At 66.5% G+C, this 24,549-nt stretch carries 22 protein-coding genes; 9 read left to right on the top strand and 13 right to left on the bottom strand.

Annotated features, from left to right (window positions below; translation table 11 throughout):
* Positions 1-22: 22 nt before the first annotated feature.
* On the top strand, positions 23-1,861 hold the full coding sequence (locus tag G7079_RS03875) for an SLC13 family permease (protein ID WP_166055745.1): 1,839 nt from the start codon (positions 23-25) through the stop codon (positions 1,859-1,861).
* Here the strand turns inward: G7079_RS03875 and G7079_RS03870 are convergent.
* Positions 1,858-2,172, bottom strand: a complete 315-nt coding sequence (locus G7079_RS03870) for a Rieske 2Fe-2S domain-containing protein (RefSeq protein ID WP_206203263.1) — start codon at positions 2,170-2,172, stop codon at positions 1,858-1,860. The genes G7079_RS03875 and G7079_RS03870 overlap by 4 nt on opposite strands.
* Positions 2,173-2,314: 142 nt before the next feature.
* On the opposite strand from G7079_RS03870, the gene G7079_RS03865 reads away from it, so the two are divergent.
* From G7079_RS03865 to G7079_RS03850, 4 genes are all read left to right on the top strand, one after another.
* Positions 2,315-2,608, top strand: coding sequence for a hypothetical protein (locus G7079_RS03865; protein ID WP_166055741.1), 294 nt, complete (start codon positions 2,315-2,317; stop codon positions 2,606-2,608).
* Entirely contained in the window at positions 2,609-3,349 is a 741-nt protein-coding gene (locus tag G7079_RS03860) for a fumarylacetoacetate hydrolase family protein (protein ID WP_166055739.1), read from the top strand. It abuts the gene before it with no gap.
* Between the two features lie 41 nt (positions 3,350-3,390).
* Complete coding sequence (gene mscL / locus G7079_RS03855; RefSeq protein WP_166055737.1) at positions 3,391-3,795, top strand: large-conductance mechanosensitive channel protein MscL; 405 nt, start codon at positions 3,391-3,393, stop codon at positions 3,793-3,795.
* A 79-nt stretch (positions 3,796-3,874) separates the two neighbouring features.
* Positions 3,875-5,290, top strand: a complete 1,416-nt coding sequence (locus G7079_RS03850) for a M28 family peptidase (RefSeq protein WP_166055735.1) — start codon at positions 3,875-3,877, stop codon at positions 5,288-5,290.
* Between the two features lie 45 nt (positions 5,291-5,335).
* Here G7079_RS03850 and G7079_RS03845 read toward each other — a convergent pair whose 3' ends face one another.
* The 12 genes from G7079_RS03845 to gap all read right to left on the bottom strand — a co-directional run bounded on the left by G7079_RS03845 (position 5,336) and on the right by gap (position 21,879).
* Positions 5,336-6,187 carry a TrmH family RNA methyltransferase gene (locus G7079_RS03845; RefSeq protein ID WP_166055733.1) on the bottom strand — a complete coding sequence of 284 codons (852 nt, stop codon included), beginning with the start codon at positions 6,185-6,187 and terminating at the stop codon, positions 5,336-5,338.
* The gene (locus G7079_RS03840) at positions 6,180-9,314 is read right to left on the bottom strand and encodes an efflux RND transporter permease subunit (RefSeq protein WP_166055730.1); all 3,135 of its coding nucleotides are present in this window, start codon (positions 9,312-9,314) and stop codon (positions 6,180-6,182) included. The genes G7079_RS03845 and G7079_RS03840 overlap by 8 nt, the downstream gene beginning before the upstream one ends.
* Before the next feature lie 3 nt (positions 9,315-9,317).
* A complete protein-coding gene (locus tag G7079_RS03835) occupies positions 9,318-10,418 on the bottom strand; it encodes an efflux RND transporter periplasmic adaptor subunit (RefSeq protein ID WP_166055728.1) in 1,101 nt (366 codons plus the stop codon).
* A 128-nt stretch (positions 10,419-10,546) separates the two neighbouring features.
* Positions 10,547-10,948 (bottom strand): hypothetical protein, encoded by a 402-nt coding sequence (locus G7079_RS03830; protein WP_166055726.1) that lies wholly within the window; start codon positions 10,946-10,948, stop codon positions 10,547-10,549.
* Positions 10,949-11,042: 94 nt separating this feature from the next.
* Positions 11,043-12,047 carry a class I fructose-bisphosphate aldolase gene (locus G7079_RS03825; RefSeq protein ID WP_166055723.1) on the bottom strand — a complete coding sequence of 335 codons (1,005 nt, stop codon included), beginning with the start codon at positions 12,045-12,047 and terminating at the stop codon, positions 11,043-11,045.
* An 81-nt stretch (positions 12,048-12,128) separates the two neighbouring features.
* Entirely contained in the window at positions 12,129-13,598 is a 1,470-nt protein-coding gene (gene pyk, locus G7079_RS03820) for a pyruvate kinase (protein WP_166055721.1), read from the bottom strand.
* Positions 13,599-13,674: 76 nt separating this feature from the next.
* On the bottom strand, positions 13,675-14,850 hold the full coding sequence (locus G7079_RS03815) for a phosphoglycerate kinase (RefSeq protein ID WP_166055718.1): 1,176 nt from the start codon (positions 14,848-14,850) through the stop codon (positions 13,675-13,677).
* Positions 14,851-14,911: 61 nt separating this feature from the next.
* Positions 14,912-16,291: a DUF3999 domain-containing protein gene (locus G7079_RS03810; protein WP_166055716.1), complete on the bottom strand. Its 1,380-nt coding sequence runs from the start codon at positions 16,289-16,291 to the stop codon at positions 14,912-14,914.
* The gene (locus G7079_RS03805; RefSeq protein ID WP_166055714.1) at positions 16,288-19,008 is read right to left on the bottom strand and encodes a DUF2339 domain-containing protein; all 2,721 of its coding nucleotides are present in this window, start codon (positions 19,006-19,008) and stop codon (positions 16,288-16,290) included. The genes G7079_RS03810 and G7079_RS03805 overlap by 4 nt, the downstream gene beginning before the upstream one ends.
* Before the next feature lie 72 nt (positions 19,009-19,080).
* Complete coding sequence (locus tag G7079_RS03800) at positions 19,081-20,655, bottom strand: sensor domain-containing diguanylate cyclase (protein WP_166055712.1); 1,575 nt, start codon at positions 20,653-20,655, stop codon at positions 19,081-19,083.
* The gene (locus G7079_RS03795) at positions 20,601-20,771 is read right to left on the bottom strand and encodes a hypothetical protein (protein WP_166055710.1); all 171 of its coding nucleotides are present in this window, start codon (positions 20,769-20,771) and stop codon (positions 20,601-20,603) included. Before G7079_RS03795 ends, G7079_RS03800 begins: the two co-directional genes overlap by 55 nt.
* A 103-nt stretch (positions 20,772-20,874) precedes the next feature.
* Positions 20,875-21,879, bottom strand: a complete 1,005-nt coding sequence (gap, locus tag G7079_RS03790) for a type I glyceraldehyde-3-phosphate dehydrogenase (protein WP_166055708.1) — start codon at positions 21,877-21,879, stop codon at positions 20,875-20,877.
* 71 nt (positions 21,880-21,950) lie between these two features.
* On the opposite strand from gap, the gene G7079_RS03785 reads away from it, so the two are divergent.
* Genes G7079_RS03785 through G7079_RS03770 form a run of 4 tightly spaced genes read left to right on the top strand, consistent with a single transcriptional unit; the run spans position 21,951 to position 24,527 of the window.
* Positions 21,951-22,808, top strand: coding sequence for a S1/P1 nuclease (locus G7079_RS03785; protein ID WP_166055706.1), 858 nt, complete (start codon positions 21,951-21,953; stop codon positions 22,806-22,808).
* Positions 22,809-22,820: 12 nt separating this feature from the next.
* Entirely contained in the window at positions 22,821-23,687 is an 867-nt protein-coding gene (locus G7079_RS03780) for an MBL fold metallo-hydrolase (protein WP_166055704.1), read from the top strand.
* On the top strand, positions 23,617-24,117 hold the full coding sequence (locus tag G7079_RS03775; RefSeq protein ID WP_240906233.1) for a YeeE/YedE family protein: 501 nt from the start codon (positions 23,617-23,619) through the stop codon (positions 24,115-24,117). Before G7079_RS03780 ends, G7079_RS03775 begins: the two co-directional genes overlap by 71 nt.
* On the top strand, positions 24,114-24,527 hold the full coding sequence (locus G7079_RS03770; RefSeq protein WP_166055702.1) for a DUF6691 family protein: 414 nt from the start codon (positions 24,114-24,116) through the stop codon (positions 24,525-24,527). The genes G7079_RS03775 and G7079_RS03770 overlap by 4 nt, the downstream gene beginning before the upstream one ends.
* Positions 24,528-24,549 lie beyond the last annotated feature (22 nt).

Raw genomic sequence — 24,549 nt, 5'->3', positions numbered from 1 at the left:
GCAAAGGAACGCACGGCACGACATGGATACCACGCTGACGCTCACCACCGACATGGAGCTGGTGCTCGGGCTGGTGTTCTTCACGATGGTGATGTTCCTGTTCGAGCGCATCCGCGCCGACGTGGTCGCGCTGGTGGTGCTGGTGGTGCTGGGCCTCACCGGGCTGGTGCCGCGCGAAGACCTGTTCGGCGGTTTCTCCGGCAACGCGGTGATGAGCATCATCGCCACCATGATCCTGGGCGCGGGGCTGGATCGCACCGGTGCACTCAACCGGCTGTCCGGCTGGCTGCTGCGGCGCGCGCATGGCGTCGAATCGCGCCTGCTGCTGCTGACCACCGGCATGGCCGGCCTGACCAGCTCGATCATGCAGAATCCCTCGGTGATGTCGCTGTTCCTGCCGGTGGCCTCGCGACTGTCCTCGCGCACCGGCCTGACCCTGTCGCGCATGCTGCTGCCGCTGGCGGCGGCGATCGTGATGGGCGGCGGCCTGACCATGGTCGGCAACTCGCCGCTGATCCTGCTCAACGACTTGCTGGTGGCCGCCAATGCCAACCTGCCCTCGGGCGCGGCCACGCTGGAACCGCTGAACATGTTCGCGCCGATGCCGATCGGTTTGTGCCTGCTCGCCGCCTCGCTGGCCTACTTCCACTTCTTCGGTAGCAGGCGATTGCGCGAGGACGAAGGCGACGCGGTCACTCCGTCGCGCACGCAGAGTTATTTCGCTCGTGCCTACGGCATCGACGGTGACGTGTACGAACTCACGGTCACCGCCGACAGCCCGCTGGTCGGCATGAGCGTGGGCGATACCGAAACCATGCCGGGCGCGCCGTTGCTGCTGGCGCTGCGCACGGGCGAGGAATCGCGGCTGTCGCCACCGGCGGACGCGCGGATCTGGGTCGGCAGCGTACTCGGCATGATGGGTGCGAAGGAGCAAGTCACCGACTTCGCGCAGAACAATTTCCTGCGACTGTCGTCGCGGCTGCGCACCTTCGGCGACCTGTTCAACCCCAGCCGAGCGGGTATTTCCGAAGCCGTGGTGCCGCCGACCTCCGGCTTCATCGGCAAGACCTCCGCGCAACTGCGCCTGCGCAAACAGCTCGGCATCAGCCTGCTGGCGATCAACCGCGACAAGGACGTGCTGCGCGCGGACGTGCGCAGCACGCCGATCCGCGCTGGCGACATGCTGGTGTTGCACAGCATCTGGACCGACCTGGCGCAGGCCGCCAAGGGCAAGGACTTCGTGGTGGTCACCGACTACCCGAAGGGCGAGCAGCGCCCGCACAAATTCAAGATCGCGATGACGATCTTCGCGATTTCCATGCTGCTGGCGCTGAGCTCGAAGATCCCGGTGCCGATCGCGCTGATGACCGGCGTGGCCGGCATGCTGGTGGCCGGCGTGATCAACATCGACGAGGCCTACGCCGCGATCAGCTGGAAGACCGTATTCCTGATGGCCTGCCTGATCCCGTTGGGCTGGGCGATGGATTCCAGTGGTGCCGCTGCATGGGTGGCAGGCCATAGCTTGCAGCAGCTGCCAGACGGCATTCCGCTATGGCTGCTGCAAATATTGATCGGTTTGCTGACCACCGCGTTTTCGCTGGCGATCAGCCATGTCGGCGCGACCATCATCATGGTGCCGATCGCGATCAATATCGCGCTGGCCGCCGGAGGCGACCCCACCGCGTTTGCATTGATCGTGGCATTGTCCGCCTCCAACAACCTGATGACCGTCTCCAACCCAGTGATGTCGATGATCACCGGCCCCGCCAACTACACCAGCCGCGACCTGTGGCGCGTTGGCGGGCCGATGTCGCTGATCTACCTCGCGGTGATCGTGGTGGTGATCAACCTGTTGTACTAGGTGCGGGTTTCGCGCAGGCGGACTTCGCCATCGCGCACCTCCACCGCGACCTCGCGCAGCGATTCGCCACGACACGGGCCGCCCACGCAACCGCCGCCCCGCAGCTCGAAGCTGGCGCCGTGCACCGCGCACACCAGCAGGCCGTCCTTGCTGCGCAGGAACTGCCCCGGCGCCCAATCCAGGCGACGCCCCGCGTGCGGGCACACGTTCAGCCAGGCACGCACATTGCCGGCCGCATCGCGATGCAGGATCAGCGACTCGCCATCGCCGTCCACCATCGCCTCGACCTCATGCAGGCTGTCCGTCGGCATGGCGTCCAACCGCAGCAGGGTGCTCGGGAAACGGTCGTCGCCATCACGGTTTAACGATCTGCTCACAACTCGTGCTCGCACTGCCGGGATACTTGTCGGCATTGTGTCATGGCGCTCGCACGCCGCAGGAATCCACGCGCATATGTCCGCATTCCGTCGCCCCGTTTTTTTCCGCAACATCCGCTTCGCTTCGTTCGCCGCACCGCGCCGTCCGCGTCATCCGATGCTGCGCATCGTGTTGGGCGTGGTAGGCGTCGGCTTGCTGCTGGCGCTGTTGTTCCTCGGCCTGTTCGTCGGCGTGGCCATGCTTGCCGCCGGCATGCTGTGGCGGCTGTGGTCGCAGCGCGGCAAGCCGATCACCCGCAGCGCACGCGCGGGCAGCATCGATGGTACGTACCGCGTGGTCGGCAAGGCGCAACTGCCGCTGGCACGCTAAGTGGCAGGTGCCACCGGCGACTTGGTTCCCGTCACACCCGCGCCGCGCATTCCCGTCCGCGATCGCACCAGCCGCTTGCTCGGCCAGTTTCCGGTGCGCCGCATCTATTGCGTGGGCCGCAACTTCGCCGACCACGCACGCGAGATGGGGGCCACGGCACCTGCATCGAAGGCCGAACGCGGCACGCCCGTGTTTTTCATGAAACCGGCCGATGCCGTCGTCGTCGATGGCACGGTGCCTTATCCGCCCGGTACGACCGACCTGCAACACGAAGTGGAACTAGTGGTCGCGCTGGGCCGCGATGCACCCGCCGGCGTGCTGGATGCCGCCGATGCGATGTCGCTGGTGTTCGGGTACGCCATCGGCCTCGACCTGACCCGTCGCGACCTGCAGGCCGCGGCCAAGGCCAAGGGCCTGCCGTGGGATACCGGCAAGGGCTTCGACCATTCCGCACCGGTCAGCGCATTGCTGCCCATCGCCGAAGCGGGCGATATCGGGCATGCGCGGATCGCGTTGCAGGTGAATGGTGACACCCGCCAGCAAGGCGATCTTGGCGACCTGATCTGGAACGTGGCCGACATCCTCCACGAACTGTCGAAGCTGTACGCGCTGCGCGCAGGCGACCTGGTGTTCATGGGCACGCCGGCCGGCGTGGCACCGCTGCGGCCCGGCGATCACTATCGCGCAACGCTGGGTGCGTTGCTGCAATTGGACGGCCACATCGTGCCTGCGGCGGTGTAGGCTTCGGCCCACGGGGAATCCTCATACCTAAGGAGTGCACGATGGGCATGATGAGCGAGTTCAAGGAATTCATCGCCAAGGGCAATGTGATCGACATGGCGGTGGGCGTGGTGATCGGCGCCGCGTTCGGCAAGGTGGTCACCACCTTGGTCGACAACGTGATCATGCCGCCCATCGGCCTTCTGATCGGCGGCATCGACTTCTCCAAGCTGGCGATCACCCTGAAGGCCGCATCGCTTGATGCCGCCGGCAAGGAAATCCCCGCCGTGGTCATCGGCTACGGTGCGTTCCTCAATGCGGTGGTGCAGTTCCTGATCGTCGGCTTCGCCATCTTCCTGGTGGTCAAGGCGGTCAATCGCATGCGCACGCCTGCCGTGGAAGCGCCTGCCGCGACCCCGGAAGACGTCCTGTTGCTGCGCGAGATCCGCGATTCGCTCAAGAAATAGGCCAACCACTGGCACATGACCCGAAGCCGCAGCCTGCTACGCTGCGGCTTCGTCATTTCTGGCGACTGGAGACTGCACGATGCGCCGTACTGCCCTCGCCTTCGCCTTGTCCCTGCTGGTTGCGCTTCCGCTGCAGGCGCAACAGGCCAGCCACGCCTCTGTAACGCGTGTTGACGATGCCTCGATGACGCGCGCCGCGCAGCTACGCGATGCCGCGCTGAAGGACGACACCGGCTGGAAGGTGGTCGAATCGCTGACCACCGAAGTCGGCCCGCGCGTGGCCGGCAGTGAGGCCGATGCCCGCGCGGTCGCATGGGCGAAAGCCAAGTTCAAGCAGCTCGGTTACGACAAGGTGTGGACCGAGCCGGTGACCTTCCCGAAATGGGAGCGCCGCAGCGAGCACGGCGAAGTGCTGGGCACGCATGCGCAGAAGCTGGTGCTGACCGCACTCGGTGGCAGCGCCGGCGGCACTGTCGAGGGCGAGGTCATGCGCTTCCCCGACCTCGCCGCATTGCAGGCGGCACCGGATGGCTCGCTGGCCGGCAAGATCGCCTTCGTCGATTACCAGATGCAGCCGTTCCGCGACGGGCACGATTACCGCAACGGCGGCGGCATCCGCGGCGGTGGCCCGTCGGTGGCGATCCACAAGGGTGCCATCGGCTTCCTGATGCGTTCGGCCGGCACCGAGACCTCGCGCTTGCCACATACCGGCAACACGCGTTACGAACGGGGCCTGACGCCGATTCCCGCCGCCGCGCTTTCGACCATCGATGCCGCGCAACTGGCGCGTCTGGTCGCGCTTGGCCCCACGCGGGTGAAACTGGCGCTGGATTGCGGGTTCGACGGCGAATACACCTCGCAGAATGTCATCGGCGAAATCACCGGCAGCAAGCATCCGAAGGAAGTCGTGCTGATCGGAGGGCATCTGGATTCCTGGGACCACGGCACTGGTGCGATCGACGATGGCGCCGGCATCGCCATCACCATGGCCACCGGCGCGTTGCTGAAACCGCTGAAGCCGGCGCGCACGATCCGCGTGGTCGCGTTCGCCAACGAGGAACAAGGCCTGTACGGCGGCCGCGCGTATGCGGACAAGCACGCTGGCGACGTGGTGAACCACGTCATCGCCGCGGAAAGCGATTTCGGCGCGGGCCATATCTACGGCTTCGATTCCAGCGCGCGCGACGCGCAACCGGAAGCGATTCAGCAATTCATGCAGGTGCTGGCCCCGCTGGGGATCGAATGGAAGCCGAATGAAGGCGACCCGGAATCCGATATCGGCGCGATGGCCCAGCGCGGCATGGCATGGGCTTGGCTGGGCCACGACGGCACCCACTACTTCGACCTGCACCACAACGCCGACGACACCCTGGACAAGATCGACCCGAAGGACCTGGCGCAGAACGTGGCCGCGTATGCGGTGTTCACCTACCTCGCCGCGCAGGCGCAAGGCGGATTCGGCAGCGAGGCTAAGGCGCTCGAAGCCGGCAAGTAAGGCGGCATCGCCATCCCGGCACGCGCCGGGATGGCGGCATTTAGTTCATCGATCGCGCGCCCACTGCGCCAGCAACACCGCCGTCGCCGAGGCGACGTTGAGGCTTTCCACCGCGCCGCTGCCCGGGATCGAAACGCGCAGATCACAGGCGGCGGCGAGTTCGCTAGACATGCCCTCGTCTTCCGCACCCAGCACGTAGACGATACGTTCCGGCAGCTTCGCCTTGAACAGGTCGCTGCCGCCACGCACCACGGTGGCGGCCAGCTGGAAACCCGCACCATGCAATTGCGCGATGGCATTGTCGTCGCGGCCCAGGCGCACGAAGGGCACCGCTTCCGCGCCGCCTTCGGCCACCCGCGCCGCCGCACCGGACAGGGCCAGCGTGGATTGCTTGGGCAGCAGGATCGCGCTCACGCCGAAATGCGCGGCACTGCGCAGGATCGCGCCGAGGTTATGCGGATTGCCCACGCCATCCAGCCATAGCGCGCACAGCGGCCCTTCGGGCAAGTCGCGCAGCCATGCGGTCAATGGTTGTGCTTCCTCGCGCAGCACGTCGGCCACCACGCCTTCGTGGTGTGCGCTGGCGGCGAGCTTCTGCAGATCACCCTCTTCCACCACGCGGTAGCCGACGCGGTTGGCGACGCACCACTTCAGCAGCGGCTGCAATTGCGGGATACGCGCTTCGAGCAGGTACAACTTGCGGATCGCTTGCGGGCGCTTGGCGAATACCGCGCGCACGGCGTTCAGGCCATACAGGCGCAACTCGATGTCGCGACGTTCGCGCTGCGGATTCGCAGGCGCGTCCATCGGTTGCTCGACGCGCTCCGTTCGCGGACGCGGGGTTGAAGGAACCTGGCCACGGGGGCGCGGTTTCCACGGAGAACCCGAATCATGCATGGCCACCTGCCTCCGGCGTCGTGGCTTCCAGTGTATCCAGTTGGTGCGCCAGCTCCTCCGGCGAACGCGTGTATTTCGCCAGCAAGGCGTAGAACGCCGGCACCACGAACAGCGACAACAACGTCGAGAACGCCACGCCGAATACCACCACGACGCCGATGGTGCCGCGGCTGGCCGAGCCTGGCCCGCCGAAGATCACCAACGGCAGCGCACCCATGATGGTGGCGATAGAGGTCATCAGGATCGGGCGCAGGCGAACGCTTGCGGCTTCGATGATCGCGTCATGCACGCTGCGGCCGGCATCGCGCAACTGATTGGCGAACTCGACGATCAGGATGCCGTTCTTGGCCGCGAGCCCGACCAGCATCACGATGCCGATCTGCGAGAACAGGTTCATGGTGCCGCCGGTCACCCACAACCCGAGCAGCGCACCGAGCACGCCCAGCGGCACGGTCAGCATGATCACCAGCGGATGCAGGAAGCTCTCGAACTGCGCGGCAAGCGCGAGGTACACGATCAGCAGCGCCAGCGCGAAGGTGATCAGCACCTCGCCGCCCGATTGCTGCAACTCGCGCGATTCGCCCTTCCAGCTGATCTGCGCATAGTCGGGCAGGCTTGCGTCCGCAGTCTGCTGCGCCCATGCCACGGCCTCGCCAAGCGGGTAATCCTGCGCCAGTCGCGCGCTCAGCGTGATCGAACGCAGGCGGTTGAAGCGGTTGTAGGTGCCGGGTTCGGCGATTTCCTTCAGCGTGACCAGGTTGGACAGCGGCACCAGCGAACCGTCCTTCGCGCGCGCCTGCAAGGCATCGAGATCCGCCGTGGACGCGCGGCCCTTGCGGTCGGCCTGCAGCATCACGTCGTACTCCTCGCCGTTGTCGACGAAGGTGGTCACGCGGCGGCCGCCCATCATGGTTTCAAGCGCAGTACCAATCGCGGTGGCGGACACGCCCAGGTCGGCAGCGCGCGCCTTGTCCACGACCACGCGCATCTGCGGCCGGGTTTCCTTGTAGTCCGAATCCGGGCCGACGAAGCCGGGGTTGTCCGCCATCTTCGCCAGCATGATGTCGCGCCACTGCGCGAGTTCGGCGTAATCCGGCCCGCCCAGCACCATCTGGAACGGCTGGCCGCGAGTGCGCACCAGCCCGCCGCCGACTTGCGTGCGCACGCGCACCCCGGTCAGGCCGGCGAATTTCTTCTCGAGGTCCGCCGCGACCTCCGCGGTGCTTTGCGTGCGCTTGTCCCAATCCACCAGGAAGATGCTGGCGCGGCCGGTATGCATTTCCTCGCTGGCGCCGAAGCCGCCGGGCACGCGCGGATTCGCGCGTTCGATCAGCTTGCCCGGGCCGATCTCGCCGGCCAGGATCGCCTCCACCTGCTTCATCTGCGCGACGGTGTAGTCGAAGCCCGCACCTTCCGGGCCTTCCATCATCAACTGGAACGAACCGCGATCCTCGGCGGGCGCAAGTTCGCTGGGCAGCAGCTTGAACAGCAGCACCAGCGCGATTACCGCCGCCAGCATCAGCCCGCCGAACAACCAGATGCGATGCACATGGCGATCCAGCACCCCGCGATAGCCGGCGGCGAAACGCTCGAAGCGCGCGTTGAGCCATTCGCTGACACGATTGCCGTGGACCGCATGCGGCCCGGTATGCGGACGCAGCAGCTTGCTCGCCATCATCGGCGTCAATGTCAGCGCGACGAAGGCCGAGATCACCACCGCCGCCGCCAGCGCCACCGACAACTCGCGGAACAAGCGGCCGGTATTGCCCTGCAGGAAGCCGACCGGCAGGAACACCGCGACCAGCACCGCCGTCGTCGCCAGCACCGCGAACGCGACCTGCGCGGTGCCGCGACGCGCGGCGACCAGCGGCGGCTCGCCGAGGTCCACGCGACGCTGGATGTTCTCCACCACCACGATGGCATCGTCCACCACCAGGCCGATGCACAGCACCAGCGCGAGCAAGGTCAGCAGGTTGATCGAGAAGCCGAACGCGTACAGCGCGATGAACGAAGCGATCACGCACACCGGCACCGTCACCGCCGGAATCAATGCGGCGCGCACGCTGCCGAGGAACAACCAGATCACGATCAGCACCAGCACCACCGCTTCCAGCAGCGTTTCGTACACGCGCTCGACCGAGGCGGAAATGAAGGTGGTGGTATCGAAGGCGACGTAGATATCGGTGCCCTTGGGCAGGGTCGGCCGGATCCGATCCGCCTCGGCCTTGGCTTCGTCGGCAACGTCCAGGCTGTTCGCGGTCGAGGTCTTGACGATGCCGATGCCGAGCGCGGGTTCGCCGTTGCTGTGGTAGTAGGCGCGGCGTTCCGACGACTCCAGCGCCACCTTGGCCACGTCGCCGAGGCGCACCACGTAGCCATCCGCGCCCTTGGCGATCGGCATCTGCGCGAACGCCGCGTCGGTGGTGTAGTCGCGCGCCACGCGGAGGATGAAATCGCGATCCTTCGATTCGATGCGGCCAGCGCCCAGCTCGACGTTTTCCGCGCGCATCGCGCTTTCGATGTCGGCGGTGGTCAGGCCGCGCGCAGCCATCGCGTCGCCATCGAGCCACACCCGCATCGCATAGCGCTGGCTGCCACCCAGGCGCACCTGTGCCACGCCCTGCAGGCTGGAGAAACGATCGACCAGGTAGCGCTGCGCGTAATCGGACAACTGCAGCTGGTCCATGTTGGCCGAGCGCAGGTTGAGCCAGATGATCGGGTCGGAATCGCTTTCGACCTTGCTGATCTCGGGTGCATCCGCTTCTTCCGGCATGCGGTCGGCGACGCGGCTGACTGCGTTGCGCACGTCGTTGGCGGCGGCCTCGATGTCGCGGCTGGCGTAGAACTCGATGCTGATCCGCGAGGCGCCGTTCTGGCTGCTGGAATCGATGGTGTTGATGCCCTCGATGCCGGACAGCGCATCCTCCAGCGTCTGGGTGATGCGGGTTTCCACCACGCTGGCCGATGCGCCCGGATAGTCCACTTGCACCGAGACGATCGGCGGGTCGATGGCCGGCAGTTCGCGCAGGGTCAGGCGCAGGAACGACATCGTGCCGAGCACGATCAGCAGCAGGCTCATCACCACGGCCAGCACCGGCCGCTTGATCGAGAGATCGGAGAGCTTCATCGCTTAGCTCTTCGACGGCATGTTTGTCGCGCCGGTCGCGGGTGCGACATCGGCCTTGCCTGCGGCGATCTTCGCCCCGGCCTGCAGCTTGCCGACGCCTTCGGTGACGATGCGCTCGCCGACCTGCACGCCGCCGGTGAGCATGACCTTGCCCGGCACGCGACCACCGACCACCACATTCGCCTTCTCCACCGTGTCGTCGGCCTTCACCCGCCACACGAAGGTCTCGCTGCCGATCTGCTGCACCGCGATTTCCGGCACCACCAATGCGGGCCGGGTGCCGCGCGCCACGCTGACTTCGACCAACATGCCCGGTCTCAGCGCGCGCTCCGGATTCGGGAAATCGCCGCGCACGGTGGCCGCGCGCGAGGCGGTGTCGAGCCGCGCGGACACGGTATCGACAGTGCCGTTGAACACGCGATCGCCATAGGTGCCGACGCGGCCGCTCAGCGCCTGCCCCGGCGCGACCTCGGCCAGCTCGGTCTCCGGCACCGGGAAGTCGACATAGACGCGCGAAATGTCGTCCAGCGTGGCGATCATCGTGCCCGGGGTGACCAGCGCGCCCGGGCTGACCTGGCGAATGCCGAGCACGCCGGCGAACGGCGCACGGATCACCCGGTCGGACAGGTTGGCGCGGATCTGCGCGACCTGCGCGCGCGCGGCGTCGCGGGTGGCGCGCTGCGCGTCGAGCGAGGCGCGCGCGACCAGTTGCTGGTTCGCCAGTTGTTCCTGCCGCTTGTACAACTGCTCGGCTTCTTTTGCGGTGGCCTCGGCGGAGGCCAGCGAGGCCAGCTGTTGCTGGCCGCTGAGCGTCACCAGCGGCGCACCGCGCGCGACCTGCTGGCCGCTGTCGAAATGCACCTGCTGCACGGTCTCGCTGACCTTGGCGGTGACGGTCACCGCCTCGCGCGCGTGCACCGTGCCCAGCGCGCGCAATGCGTCCGTCCAATCCTGCATGCGTACGGTTTCAACCACCACCGGCACCGGGCCGCCACCACGACCGCCAGGGCCACCCTGCTTGGCGGCCTCATCCTTGCCGCACGCCGACAGCAGCATGGCCAGCAACAGGCACGGAAACAGGGAACGGCGGAAGCTCGGTGTCATCGATGGGGCTCGTCGCGGGGATACGCGATTCTAGCTGCCGGTGGCGTCAAGCCCGTGTGCCATCGGCTGGGGCGGATCAACGCATGAACAGCGTCAACCGATGCCGCATGCGTGCGTTACGCCATCGATCAGATCGCGCCGCCGAAGCCGATCCACACCGCTGCCACAAGCAGCGCCACCACCAGCAACAGCCAGCGCAGCTGGCCAGGCGGATCGCCCATCGCCACCGTCGGTGGCCGACGCGAGTGCAATTGCAACGACGGCTTGCTGCCGCCGATGGAACGCACCCCCGCCTCAGCGACAGCGGAATGTGCCTGCGCCTGCATCCGCTGCATCACCTGTTTTGCGCGCGTCAAGTCCAACCCGGGATTGGCACCACGAATCAGCTTGATCGCCTCGATCACGCGGCCCTGTTGCAAGGCCAGCACCGCCACGTCCGGCAGGATCAGGCCGGCACCCGCCGCGGCTTCCTGCACCTGCTGGCGATCCGGCTTGCGACGCTGACTGGGTGGCGGCGGCAGGATGATCATGCCGGCAGCTTACGCCCGACGGACTGCGCCTGCCGTCCAAACGCGAAACGCCGGCCCAATGCCGGCGTTTCGTTCGATCAATGTACCGTCACGCTTACCCTTCCCACTGCCCCAGCGCCGCCAGGCCATTGGCCTTGGCGCGCTCGAACACGGTCTGCTGCGCCTTGGCGTAATTGCCGACCATGTCCTGCGACCATGACTTGAGCGCGGCCTGCTGCATCGCGCGGCCGTAGCTGAAGCTCAGCGGCCACGGGTTCGGGCCCATCCGATTCATCGCATCGAGGTGCGCGGTGGCCGCTTCATCGCTCTGGCCGCCGGACAGGAACACGATGCCCGGCAGGATCGCCGGCACCGCGGACTTCAGGCACATCAGGGTGGCTTCGGCCACTTCCTCGACGCTGGCCTGTTCCTCGCAATCCTTGCCGGGAACGACCATCGAGGCCTTCAGGATGGTGCCTTCCAGCATCACGTTCTGGTTGTACAGCGCGTCGAACAGCGAACGCAGCACGACTTCGGTGACTTCGTAGCAGGTCTCGATGTCGTGGTCGCCGTCCATGATGACCTCCGGCTCCACCATCGGCACCAGGCCCTGCTCCTGGCACAGCGCCGCATAGCGCGCCAGCGCATGGCTGTTGGCCTCGATGCAGGTGCCGGACGGGATGTCCTCGCCGATATTGATCACCGCACGCCACTTGGCGAAGCGGGCGCCGAGCTTGTAGTACTCGGCCAGGCGCTCGCGCAGGCCGTCCAGGCCCTCGGTCACGACTTCACCGGGGAAGCCGGCCAGCGCGTGCGTGCCCTTGTCGACCTTGATGCCCGGAATCATGCCGTTGTCCAGCATGTACTTGGCGAACGGGATGCCGGACTTGGTGGACTGGCGGATGGTTTCGTCGAACAGGATCGCGCCGGACAGGTACTGGTTGGCGTTCGGCGCGGTCAGCAAAAGCTCGCGGTAGGCGCGGCGGTTTTCTTCGGTATTCTCGATGCCGACGCCGGCGAAACGCTTGGCGCAGGTGGCGCCAGACTCATCGATGGCGATGATGCCCTTGCCCGGGGCGACCATGGCACGGGCGGTTTCGGCGAGTTGTTCGATGCTCATGGGGTTCCTGCAGGCTGTGGCGGTGGTGATCCGCAATTATAGCCGCCCGCTGGGGCCGTGAAATCGTAGTCAATCAGGTATTTACAGCTCCCCCAGCCCCTCCGCCCGTCCATCCGCCCCAACCTGCAGCAGGCGCAAGGTATTGGTCGCGCCGCGGGTCTCCATGTGCTCACCGCTGGTGAACACGATGCGATCGCCGGGCTGCAGCAACCCGGCTTTCACCAGCAGCTCCACGCCACCGCGGGCGGCTTCGCGCGGGGTCTGGCCGCGGCTGTCGTAATCCATCGGGAACACGTCGCGCATCAGCGCCATCTTGCGGCGCGCCGGCGCGTGCCGGGAGAAAGCGAAGATCGGTACAGCCGAGCGGAAGCGCGAGAGGAAGCGCGCGGTACCGCCGGACTCGGTCATCGCCACCACGCCGCGCACGCCGATGTGTTCGGACAGGAACATGGTGGCCATCGCGATGGCCTGGTCGGCGCGTTCCAAGCCGCGCTGCGCCTGTTCGAAATCGGTATCGGCGACGAACTGCTTCTCTGCACCCATGCAGATCCGCGCCATCGCTTCGACCGCCTTCACCGGCCAACTGCCGGCGGCACTTTCCTGCGAGAGCATCACCGCATCGGTACCGTCGATCACCGCATTGGCCACGTCCAGCACTTCGGCACGGGTCGGGATCGGGCTGTCGACCATCGACTGCAGCATCTGCGTCGCGGTGATCACCACCTTCTCCTGCGCCACCGCCTCGCGGATGATCTTCTTCTGCAAGCCGGGCAACTCGGCATCGCCGATTTCCACGCCAAGGTCGCCACGCGCCACCATCACCACGTCGCTGGCATCGACGATCTCGACCAGGTTCTCGATGGCTTCGGCACGCTCGATCTTCGACACCAGCGCCGCGCTGCTGCCGTGCGCCTTCGCCACCCGACGCGCTTCATGCATGTCCTCTGCATTGCGGCAGAACGAAACCGCGATGAAATCCACGTCCATTCCGGCGGCGATCGCGATCAACTCGCGGTCCTTTTCGGTGATCGCGCCCAGCGACAGGCCGCCACCTTGCTTGTTCAGCCCCTTGCGGTTGGACAGCACGCAGTCGTTGAGCACGGTGGTGACGATACGCTCGCCCTGCACCGCGTCGACCTGCAATTGCACGATGCCGTCATCGAGCAGCAACACGTCGCCCGGCTTCACGTCGCCGGTCAATTCGAGATAACTCACGCCCACCTGGGTTTCATCGCCGGGCGGTGCATCGAGACTGGCGACGAGATCAAAACGATTGCCGGCTTTGAGCTGCACCTTGCCTGCCGCGAACGTCTCGACGCGGATCTTCGGCCCTGGCAGGTCGGCGAGGATGCCGACCTCGCGGCCTATCTTCGCGGCCATCGCACGCACCGCATCACCACGCGCGACCTGCGCGGACGGATCGCCATGCGAGAAATTCAGACGAACGACGTCCACCCCCGCGCGCAACACCGCTTCAAGCACTTCGGGTGAATCTGTCGCCGGGCCAAGGGTGGCGACGATGCGGGTGCGGCGGTGGTGAGGCTGTGTCATGTATGCAGGCTCCTGTTGCCCGCACGCTAGCACAGCACAACGACCGCAAACGACGCCGCGGCCGCTGCAATCGACTTCAGTCGCCGCGCGCCTTCAATGCCGCCACGGCAGGCAGTTCCTTGCCTTCCAGGAACTCGAGGAATGCACCGCCGCCGGTGGAGATGTAGGAGACTTCGTCCTCGATGCCGTACTTGTCCACCGCCGCCAGCGTGTCGCCGCCGCCGGCGATGGAGAACGCGGGCGATGCGGCAATGGCGCGCGCCACCGCTTCGGTGCCGTGGCCGAAGGCGTCGAATTCGAACACGCCGACCGGGCCGTTCCAGACCACTGTTCCTGCCTTGGCGATCAATGCTGCATAGGCCTGCGCAGTCTGCGGACCGATGTCGAGGATCATGTCATCCGCGCCGACTTCGTCGATGCGCTTGATCGTGGCCGGCGCATCGGCGGCGAAGGCCGGGGCGACCACCACGTCGCTCGGCAGCGGAATATCTGCGCCGCGCGCCTTGGCATCGGCCATGATCTGCTTGGCAGTGCCGATGAGATCCATTTCCACCAGCGACTTACCGACGCCATGGCCCATCGCGGCGATGAAGGTATTGGCGATGCCACCGCCGACGATCAACTGATCGACCTTGCCCACCAGCGAGGACAGCAGTTCCAGCTTGGTCGAAACCTTCGAACCTGCAACGATGGCGAGCAGCGGACGGGCCGGGCTGGCGAGTGCCTTGTCGAGTGCGTCGAGCTCGGCCATCAGCAGCGGGCCGCCGGCGGCAACCTTGGCAAAACGGATCGCGCCATGGGTCGACGCCTGCGCGCGGTGCGCGGTGCCGAAGGCGTCCATCACGAACACGTCGCACAGCGCGGCGTACTGCTTCGACAGGGCTTCATCGTCCTTGCCCTCGCCGACATTCATTCGGCAGTTCTCCAGCAGCACCAGCTGGCCCGGCCTGACGTCCACGCCATCGAGGTAATCGCGCAGCAGCGGCACTTCAAAACCGAGCAACTCCGACAACCGCGCGGCAACCGGCGCCAGCGAATCGGTTTCCGTCCAGGTGCCTTCCTTGGGCCGACCGAGGTGCGACGTCACCATCACCGCCGCGCCCTTTTCCAGTGCCAGCTTGATGGTCGGGAGGGAAGCAGTGATGCGCTGGTCGGACGTGACCTTGCCATCGGCGACCGGCACGTTGAGATCCTGGCGAATCAGCACGCGCTTGCCGGCAAGGTCGAGGTCGGTCATGCGGACGATGGACATGGGTATTCCTGCAGGGGAAAGACGCTATTGTCCCGGCCACGCGCGGCCGCCGCAAACCGGCTCAGCCGGTCGACTTGCCGCGCAGCAGGCTGAAGGCGAAGCCGGCCACCACCAGTGCACCCAGCACCAGCACCGCCCACAGCAGCCAAGACTTCCAGTCGTAGGCGGGCTTCAGCGCCGCCTCGCCGGCCAACGGCTTGGCCGTGCCCAGGTAGGCAGGCGATGGCTGCCATTCCTCGCCGTGCAGGCGGCGCAGTTCGGCCACGAGTTGCGGGACCGGCGCGTCGGTACGGTGTGCGCGGGCGCTGCCCGCCGCTAGCGCGTAAGGTGCCGACCCCTGGGCGAGGAACACCACGGTTTCCGGCCGGTAGCCCAGACGAAGCTTCGGTGCTTCGGCCACCGCCGTGTTCGCATGCAGCCGCCAATAACGATCACGCACATTGCCGCCCAACGCCTGTGCCGGCGAACTGCCGCCGACGCCTGCGGCATCCACGCGATAGGCCATCCACGGCCCGGTGCGCAGCCGCCATGGCACATCGCCATCGTCGCGGCTTTCAAGCCGCCACTCCACGGCATGGTTGCCGGTCAGCGTCACGTCGGCCAGCTGCACCGGGAAACGGCCATCGAGTTCGAACTCGAAGGCGACGTCGCTGCCGGCATCGGCACGCCGCCCGGCAAGTTCGATCCATTCCGGCGCGACCGCCGTGCGCGCGACGGCCAATTCGGCGAGCACACCGGTGATCGCAACGGGTTGATCGCTTCGATCGGGAGTGAGCCGCAGGTAGCGGGCCTTCTGATATTGCGGAAGCAACCCGTACAGTTCGATGCGTCGATGCAGAAGGCGCCGCCCGTCGCGCTGCAGATCGACCATGCGGCCGCGCGTGGCAAGCGGCTGCCAATGCTCGAGGTCGTCGCTCGCCTCGACGCGATAGCCGAGATCGAGCGCATCGAGTGGCTGCCATTGCAGCTCCAGCGCGACGATCGCCTCGCGCACGCGGCTGATGTCGACCAGCAGTGCCGTGCGCGCCAAGGCCGTGGCGGCCTCGTCGGTGATGCGCGCTTCCACGCGACGCAGGCGGCCATCGGCATCGACCTGGCTGACCAGCTCCCAACCTTGCGCCCCACCATCGTTTCGCACGGCCGGCAGCGCGAACCACGGCACCGCGATGCGCGCGGCGGGCTTGGCCAACGCATCCTGCGGCGCGAACAATGCGGCAGGAACCGCGGCGGAATCGTGATCGAGCACGACAAGGTCGCGCAGTTGCGGATCCTGGGTCTGGCGATAGACCGAGGCATCGAGCACGACCCGGTACGCGCCGCCGTCATCGCGCCCCAACGTGAGCGGCCATTGCGTCGCGTAGTCGGCCGGCACGACGGCCGATGCCGCCAGTGACATCGTCATCGCGAACAGGAAGAACCGATTTTTCCCGATGCGTTTCATGCAGGCTCTCCCGATGCCTCGCCTTCCTCTACCGGCGTGCGCGGCGGTGCCGGTGCGAAATAACCCACGGCCGTGCACAGCAGGCCATAGGCGATGAACGAACCGATGCCGAGCAGGTTGCCCAGGTGCTGTCGATCCACGAAGACCAGCTTGGCCAGCACCACGCCCATCAGCACCGCGCCGGCCAGCCACAGCATGCGCTGGCCGCGCTTCGAGCCGATCACCCAGCCCAGCACGCCCAGCACGCTCCAGGTCACGGTGAGGCTGGTCTGCGCCAGGCTGGTGGACAGCAACGTATCGCTCCACGGCACGCCGCCCCAGTGATGCACGGCATGCAACACCACCGAGGTGATCCAGACGAAGGCGAGCGCTGACAGCAGCACGATCCGGCGCGGCGACAGCGTGCGGGCGTCGCCCAGCTGCCAGCGCAAAGCCAGCGCCAGTGCGGCCAGCTGCGCAAGTTCGATCGGGTTGAGCACGGGCAACCACGGCAGCGGCGTGGCGGCACCCGCTTCGAACAACGATGCGATCCACCACAGTCCCAGCAGCACGAACACCGTCGACAACAGGCGTTCTCGCCAGCCATCGAAACGCTCGCCCAGCGGCATCGACAGCCAGCGCCAGCGGAACAGGGCCAGCGCCGCCACCAGCAACCACGGCAGCGCGGCCAGGCCGGTCTTCCAGCCATCGCCCATGCCGCCGATCCGTTCCGGCAACCAGCCCAGCAGCAGGCTGGCCACCAGCGGCCAGACCAGCCACCAGGTGAACTGCGCGGCGCCCGCCAACCGATGCTCGCCCGCGCGCAGGCATAGCAGGCTGCGTAGGCCCAGCGCGGCGTAGATCGGCCACGCCACCACGCCATAGCCGGCGAATGGCTGCCCATGGGTCGCGCTTTGCAACAAGGCCAACGGCACGGCGGTGGCCAATGCCGCCAGCGACGTCCATGCCAACGCACCCGCCGGGCGGCGCCGATGCACTTCCGCCGCCAGCCAACCGGTCAGTGCGGCGAATATCAGCAAGATGGGCGGCGCGCTGTCGCCGCCAAGGTAGATGCCGATCTCACGGATGCCGTTGCCGACCCACCAGGCCAGACCCCAGCCGTAATACAGCAGCGAGATGTGGTTGCGTTGCTCGTCGTTGCCCGCCCGCTGCCGGTATGCCCAGGCGCTGGCGAAACCCGCCAACGCAATCAACAGCGCACCCATGAAGACGGCGTTGGCGAACATTGTGTCGTCGTACGTCGGCAAGGCCGATGTGCTCTGCAGACCGATGGCATATGCCGCTGCGGCTGCAAGCTGCAGGCCCAGGCCCGCGAATTGCGGCAAGCTCCGCTGCTGGCGCAATCCCAGCCAGGCCAATGCCGCGCCTTCCAGCGCGAACACGCTTGCCGTCGCCTGCGCCGACAGCGCCAGCGGCACCGCCAATGTGGCGAAGCCAACCGCCAACAAGGCATAGGACTGGGTCAGCACTTCGTAATCCTTGCGCCGGCGCAGCCACCACGCCAGCGCGGCATACAGCACGCCCAGGCCCAGCGCACAGAACGCCAGCGGCATGCGCCTGCCTTCCATCAAACCGGCCTGCAGCGAGAACGCCACAAGCGGCATGCCGAAGATCAGGCAGCCATCGATGAAATCGCGCCGCCCTGCCGGTTGACGCCGTGCGAACAACAAGGGAATCAGCAAATAGAACGCGAAGAACAGCGCAAGGAACGGCTGCGTGCCGGCATATTTCGCTGGCGAGTAATCCAGCACGCCCCAGACGATGCCGATGCCGAAGGTGAACGCGAAGCCCAGCAGGTTGAGCAGTCGCCAGGACTTGTACCAGGCGATGCCGACGATGGCGGCGTTCAGCACCGCATAGTACGAGAACAGCGCGACATGATTGCCACTGCCGGTGGACAGCCAGATCGGCGCCAGGAACCCCGCGAGCAGCGCGAACACGGCCAGCGCCTTGGCATCCTGCACCACCGCCAGCACGCCGGCACCCGCCACCAACACGATGCTCAGCGCGAACGCCGCACCGGCCGGAATCAATCCGAAGATCTTGAATGCCGCAAACACCACCAGCAGCAACACACCGATCGCGCCACCTTGCAGGCTCAACGCGAACACGCGATTGCTCTGGCGCTTGCGCCAGGCGAACACCAGCGCGCCCAGCGCGGCTGCCGCGATGCCAGCCAGCCGCAGTTCCGGCGGCAAGGTGAACCAACCCTGGTCGGCACCGTACTTGAGCAAGGCGGCCACGCCCGCGAACAGCACCAGCATGCCGATCTTCACCGGCACGTTGCCCACGGTGAACCAGCGTTGCACTGCGCGGATCGCGGTAGTCACGAAGTCCGGGCGCGCCGGCTTCGCAGGCTTGTGCCGCGGTGGTGGTGGGACCTGGGTGGACGATGCGGATTCTGCCGCGCGTAGTGCCGGCGCGACCGCTGGCGTCGCCGGCGAGCGCACGGGTGGCGGTGCCGGTTGGGCGGCAGGCATGGGTCCAGGCGACGCGCCAGGCGTGGTTTGCTGCATCCACTCGCCGAGGGTCGGCTCATGCGGCCTCGCTTCCGGCGCGCGCACGGGTTGCGCGGTGGCCTGGTGCTGCAACCTCCCGACCTGCGTTTCCAGATCGGCGACGCGCCGCTTCAGGCCGGAGATCGAGACCAGGGCGATGATCAACAACACCGGCACCGCCAGTACCGTCAACACCAACAATCCAATCGCGCCTTCCATCCCCGCCCCTCGCACGGCTGTTGCCGCAGCCTCGGCGATGACTCCGGGTTTTGCAAGGCGGGACGCGTGCCCTCAGCCGCTGACGCGGTTGCGGCCTGCAGCCTTGGCCCGATACAACGCTGCATCGGCACGGCGCAGCATGCTTTCGGAGTCATCGTCATCGTCATCGTCATCGGGCTGCATGCTGGCGATGCCGACACTCACCGTCATCCGCCCTTCCGGCGACGCGGCATGCACGATGTCGGCGCTGCGCACGCGCTCGCAAACCCGCTGGCCGACCTGCGTCGCCTGCTCCAGCGTGCTGCCCGGCAGGAACACGATGAACTCCTCGCCACCCGGGCGCGCCAGCACATCGTCCGCATGCAACAGCGCGCTACGCACTGCACCCGCGAAGCGGCGCAGCGCGCCGTCGCCTTCGGCATGGCCGTAGAGGTCGTTGTAGCGCTTGAAGAAATCGATATCCAGCGCAAGCACCGACAGCGGCTTGCCAGAGGCGCGCGCCTGCCGCCACATCGTATCGGCGGCTTCGAGGAAACCGCGGTAGTTCAAGCTACCGGTCAGCGCGTCGGTACGGCTCAGGCGATCGAGGTCGTTGACCGCCTGGCGCAAGGATTCGGTGCGTTCGGCGATCACCTGTTCACGCTGCTCGAGCACCTGCCGCAGCTCGTCGAAGGCGGCATTCATGCGCGCTGCCAGATCGCCGATACCGCCGGCCAATGGCTGCAACTCCTCTGGCATGCGCGTGAGTTGCGCAGGATCCAAGGTTCCGCCCAATGCGTAACCGTGTAGGCTCGCCAGCAATCGCCCCATGCTTGCCGCCAACAGCTTGCGCATGCGCCATAACGCAATCAGCACACCCAGCGTGGTGACCGCCAACAAACCCAACAGCAGGCCCAGGCGCGGCATGGCCAGTGCAAGCAGTCGTTGCTGCGGCGCAACCACCGCCACGACCCAGCCTGTACGCATCGCCACCGCGCTGAGATAGACCTTGTCGCCATCCCGCAGCAACCCGACCATGCTGCGCATGGCCCCGGTATCGCCGGGCTGTACCGCGCCATGGCGGATCTCGGCGCCCAAGCTTCCCGCTCCATCCAGGAAACGCCAACGCAACCCTTCGCTGGCGTGCACGACATTGTTCTGGCGATCCAGCAACAACAGCTCGAATCCTCGCCGGCGCAGATTATCCGAACGCGTGCGGATGTAGCGCTGGATCGGGATCGACGCCTGCAGCACGCCATCGAAACTGCCGTCGCGCAGCATGGGTGCGGAAACCGCGACCAACGCTTCGTTGCCGTAGATCCGTGCGCGATAGGCATCGGACACATGCGGCAGGCCACTGTCGCGTGGTGCGCGGAACCATTCGCGATCCGCGACGAGTTCCACAGCCAGCGGCACGGGACGCCCATTGGCGGCTCGTGCCGCGATGATCCTTCCCTGTCGGTCGGTCGCCAACGTACGCAACATCGCCGGATAGGCGCGCAGCAGTTTCCCCAGCTCGACGTCAAGCGGCTGTCCGCCCCGCATCGCCCCATCGGCGAGCAACTCCACGCCGGACAATTGCCCCTGCAGGAAGTCGTCGATGGCGTTCGCACTCAGTTGCGCGTTGAACCCAGCCTCAAGCGCAGATCGTCCTGGTCGCGCTGCCACTGGTTCCACAACAGCGCAATGCCGAACACCAGCGCCGGCAGCAAGGCCGCCAGCAACAGCACACTAGTCAACTGGTTGCGCAGGCTCCACTGCGCGCGCGGGTTGGCTGACGTCATGGCACTACGCTACCCCGCCACTCGTGAATTTGACATGCTCCCGCGCACAAAACGAAACCCCGCACTGGCGGGGCTTCGGCATCCAGGCAGAACGCAGCACTGCTTACTTGGCGGCGACTACCTTGACCATTTCCAGGCACTTGTTGCTGTAGCCCCATTCGTTGTCGTACCAGCTGACCAGCTTGACGAAGTTGTCGTCCAGGGCGATGCCGGCTTCGGCATCGAAGATGCTGGTGCGTGCGTCGCCGCGGAAGTCGGTTGCGACCACCTTGTCCTCGGTATAGCCCAGGATGCCCTTCAACGCGCCCTCGGACTGCGCCTTCATTTCCGCGCAGATCTCGGCGTACGTGGCCGGCTTCACCAGTTCCACGGTCAGGTCGACCACGGAGACGTCGCTGGTCGGCACGCGGAAGGCCATGCCGGTCAGCTTGCCCTTGAGCTGCGGCAGCACCACGCCCACGGCCTTCGCTGCGCCGGTACTGGACGGAATGATGTTTTCCAGGATGCCGCGGCCACCGCGCCAATCCTTGTTGGACGGGCTGTCCACCGTCTTCTGGGTCGCCGTGGCGGCGTGTACGGTGGTCATCAGGCCGCGCTTGATACCCCACTTGTCGTCCAGCACCTTGGCCAGCGGGGCCAGGCAGTTGGTCGTGCAGCTGGCGTTGCTGATGATCGGCTGGCCGGCATAGCTGCCGCAGTTCACGCCGTGCACGAACATCGGCGTGTCGTCCTTGGACGGCGCCGACATGATCACCTTCTTCGCACCCGCGTCGATGTGCTTCTGCGCGCCTTCCTTGGTCAGGAAAATACCGGTGGACTCCAGCACCACGTCGGCACCGACTTCGTCCCACTTCAGGTTGGCCGGGTCGCGCTCCGCGGTCAGGCGGATAGTCTTGCCGTTGACCACCAGGTTGCCGTTCTCGACCTTCACGTCGCCCTGGAAGCGGCCGTGGACCGAGTCGAAGCGCAGCATGTAGGCCAGGTAGTCCGGCTCCAGCAGGTCGTTGATGCCGACGATCTCGATGTCGTCGCCGAAATTCTGCACCGCCGCGCGAAACACGCAACGCCCGATGCGGCCGAAACCGTTGATGCCAACCTTGATCGCCATGGGAATCCTGTCAAACGGGGGTGGGGAAAGTCGGCTATTTTAGCCGCTTGCCCCGGAGTTCGCCCAATCCCATGCGTAAAGCCCTGTCCTTGCTGTCCGTCGCATTCTTGACCCTGCTCGTGGCCGCCCCCGCGGGCGCCTGGGGCGCCTTGGGCCACAGCATGGTCGGTGAGTTGGCCGCACGGCACCTGGATCCGAAGGCCAGGGCCGAAGTCGCACTCTTGCTGGCCGGCGAAGCCGACCCCACCCTGGCCGGCGTGGCCAACTGGGCCGACACCTTGCGCAACACCGATCCTGAGCGCTTCAAGGCCACCTCACGCTGGCATTACATCAACGCCAAGGGCGGCGGCTGTGGCTTCGACCTGGCCCGCGACTGTCCGGACGGCGCCTGCGTCGTGGGTGCCATCGAAAAGCAGCGCGCGATCCTGGCCGACCGCAGCCAACCGATCGAAGCGCGCCGCGATGCGCTGAAATTCATCGTCCACCTGGTCGGCGACGTGCACCAACCGATGCACGCGGGCAACCGCACCGACAGCGGTGGCAACGGCTTCCAGGTCAGCCTGCGCACGCCGATCGAGCCGGAAGCCTACGCCCGCGCCAAGTACGTGGACGGCGTGATGGGGACCAACCTGCATTCGGTGTGGGATTACTACATCCTGGCGGACCGCGGGCTGGGCCTGAGGGCGTATTCGAACAAGCTGGACGCGCTGCCGTGGCCGCCGTACCCCGCGCCGTCGAAATACGACGTCATGCCGCTGGCCTGGGCGGGCGAATCCTGCCGGCTGATCGACGCGCGCGGCATCTATCCGCCCGACGACAAGCACACGATGGACGATGCCTACCTGGACGCGATGCGCCCGCTGGCCGAACAACGCATCCGCCAGGCGGCATGGCGGCTGGCGCAGCTGCTGAACGAAACCATCGGCTAACCCAGCGTCGCCATGAACCCGGTGGTGCGCCCGTTCTTCCACGCTGACAGCAACACGTGGAGCTATGTGGTGCATACCGATGACGCGGCAGATGCCGTCATCATCGATCCGGTACTGGATTTCGATGCCAAGTCCGCGCGCACTTCGACCGCGTCCGCACAGGCCATCGTCGATTACGTTGCGACGCATGGACTGCACGTCCGCTGGCTGCTCGAAACCCATGCGCATGCCGACCATCTCAGCGCCGCGCATTGGCTGAAAACCACGCATTGGCCGCAGGCGATGCTGGCGATAGGGGTCGGCATCCGCAGCGTTCAGAAGGCTTTCCGCCCGATCTTCAACCTGGGCGAACACTTCCCCGTCGACGGCTCGCAATTCGATCATTTGTTCGTCGATGGCGAAGACTTCGACATCGGCCCGCTCCACGCACGCGTGATCGCGGCTCCCGGCCACACCAGCGACAGCAATGCCTACCTGATCGGCGATGCGCTGTTCACCGGCGACTCGCTGTTCATGCCCGATGGCGGCACCGCGCGCTGCGATTTTCCCGGTGGCGATGCCGCCACGCTGTACCGTTCGATCCACAAGTTGTTCGCGCTACCGGATGCGACCCGTGTCTTCATCTGCCACGACTACGGTCCCGGTGGGCGCGAGGTGGCCTGCGAAACCAGCATCGGCGAACAGAAGCGCGCGAATATCCATGTGCGCAACGGCATCGATGAAGCGGCGTTCGTCACGATGCGCGAAGCGCGCGATGCCTCCCTGGCGATGCCGGCGCTGATCCTGCCCGCGGTGCAGGTCAATCTTCGTGCTGGCGCATTGCCGGAGCCCGAAGACAACGGCACCCGCTACCTCAAGCTGCCGGTCGACCGGATCTGAGGCCATGCCGACCGAGTTCACGCCGGTTTCCGCGCTGCTGGGCGGCGCACTGATCGGACTTGCCGCCACCTTGCTGTACGCCGGCATCGGCCGCATCGCAGGGATCAGCGGCATCCTCAACAACGCCATCGAACAGCCCGCGCAGCGCGGCTGGCGCACCGCTTTCCTGCTCGGCCTCATCGCGGCGGCAGGCCTGTGGTTCGCGGGCAACGGCATCGCACCGCGCACGGGTTTCCCGCTGGGCTGGCTGCTGCTGGCCGGTGTTCTGGTCGGCTTTGGCACGCGCATTGGCAACGGCTGTACCAGTGGTCATGGCATCTGCGGACTTGCGCGTTTTTCGAAGCGTTCGTTGATCGCGGTGATCACGTTCATGGGCAGTGGCATCGCCACCGCCTACGTGCTGCGCCATCTACTGGCGGTGCTGCCATGAAGCGCATCGTCATCGCATTGTTGGCCGGTGCGTTGTTCGGACTCGGGCTTGCGATCTCGGGCATGACCGATCCCGACAAGGTGCTGAACTTCCTCGACGTCACTGGTCGCTGGGATCCATCGCTGGCGCTGGTGATGGGCGGTGCGCTGCTGGTGTCGATCCCGGGCTTCGCATTCGCACGCAGGCGTGGCGATTGCGCCTGCGGCGAGGCCTTGCCCGCGCCACCTGCAACCGGCATCGACCGGCGCTTGCTGGGTGGCAGCGCGCTGTTCGGCATTGGCTGGGGCATTGCCGGCTACTGTCCCGGCCCGGGGCTGGCCAACCTGGCCCACGGCGGCGAGGCGATGGCGTTCGTCATCGCCATGCTGGCGGGATCGCAGCTGGCGCGATGGTTTCAGCAACCGCGTTGATATCCAATCCTTCCCTGCCGCC

This window comes from Thermomonas sp. HDW16, assembly GCF_011302915.1.
GTDB lineage: Bacteria > Pseudomonadota > Gammaproteobacteria > Xanthomonadales > Xanthomonadaceae > Thermomonas.
The sequence above is the reverse complement of the archived record's forward strand: the minus strand, read 5'-3'. Positions and strand labels throughout refer to the sequence as shown.

Bases quoted from the DNA above. Each gene is read 5' to 3' on its own strand.
- G7079_RS03825 (WP_166055723.1), bottom strand. From the start codon at position 12,047: ATGAGCATCGAACAACTCGCCGAAACCGCCCGTGCCATGGTCGCCCCG.
- G7079_RS03870 (WP_206203263.1), bottom strand. From the start codon at position 2,172: ATGCCGACGGACAGCCTGCATGAGGTCGAGGCGATGGTGGACGGCGAT.
- G7079_RS03830 (WP_166055726.1), bottom strand. From the start codon at position 10,948: ATGATCATCCTGCCGCCGCCACCCAGTCAGCGTCGCAAGCCGGATCGC.
- G7079_RS03805 (WP_166055714.1), bottom strand. From the start codon at position 19,008: ATGGAAGGCGCGATTGGATTGTTGGTGTTGACGGTACTGGCGGTGCCG.
- pyk (WP_166055721.1), bottom strand. From the start codon at position 13,598: ATGACACAGCCTCACCACCGCCGCACCCGCATCGTCGCCACCCTTGGC.
- G7079_RS03865 (WP_166055741.1), top strand. From the start codon at position 2,315: ATGTCCGCATTCCGTCGCCCCGTTTTTTTCCGCAACATCCGCTTCGCT.
- G7079_RS03845 (WP_166055733.1), bottom strand. From the start codon at position 6,187: ATGCATGATTCGGGTTCTCCGTGGAAACCGCGCCCCCGTGGCCAGGTT.
- gap (WP_166055708.1), bottom strand. From the start codon at position 21,879: ATGGCGATCAAGGTTGGCATCAACGGTTTCGGCCGCATCGGGCGTTGC.
- G7079_RS03875 (WP_166055745.1), top strand. From the start codon at position 23: ATGGATACCACGCTGACGCTCACCACCGACATGGAGCTGGTGCTCGGG.
- G7079_RS03850 (WP_166055735.1), top strand. From the start codon at position 3,875: ATGCGCCGTACTGCCCTCGCCTTCGCCTTGTCCCTGCTGGTTGCGCTT.
- G7079_RS03835 (WP_166055728.1), bottom strand. From the start codon at position 10,418: ATGACACCGAGCTTCCGCCGTTCCCTGTTTCCGTGCCTGTTGCTGGCC.
- G7079_RS03770 (WP_166055702.1), top strand. From the start codon at position 24,114: ATGAAGCGCATCGTCATCGCATTGTTGGCCGGTGCGTTGTTCGGACTC.
- G7079_RS03780 (WP_166055704.1), top strand. From the start codon at position 22,821: ATGAACCCGGTGGTGCGCCCGTTCTTCCACGCTGACAGCAACACGTGG.
- G7079_RS03815 (WP_166055718.1), bottom strand. From the start codon at position 14,850: ATGTCCATCGTCCGCATGACCGACCTCGACCTTGCCGGCAAGCGCGTG.
- G7079_RS03785 (WP_166055706.1), top strand. From the start codon at position 21,951: ATGCGTAAAGCCCTGTCCTTGCTGTCCGTCGCATTCTTGACCCTGCTC.
- G7079_RS03810 (WP_166055716.1), bottom strand. From the start codon at position 16,291: ATGAAACGCATCGGGAAAAATCGGTTCTTCCTGTTCGCGATGACGATG.
- G7079_RS03795 (WP_166055710.1), bottom strand. From the start codon at position 20,771: ATGACGTCAGCCAACCCGCGCGCGCAGTGGAGCCTGCGCAACCAGTTG.
- G7079_RS03840 (WP_166055730.1), bottom strand. From the start codon at position 9,314: ATGAAGCTCTCCGATCTCTCGATCAAGCGGCCGGTGCTGGCCGTGGTG.
- mscL (WP_166055737.1), top strand. From the start codon at position 3,391: ATGGGCATGATGAGCGAGTTCAAGGAATTCATCGCCAAGGGCAATGTG.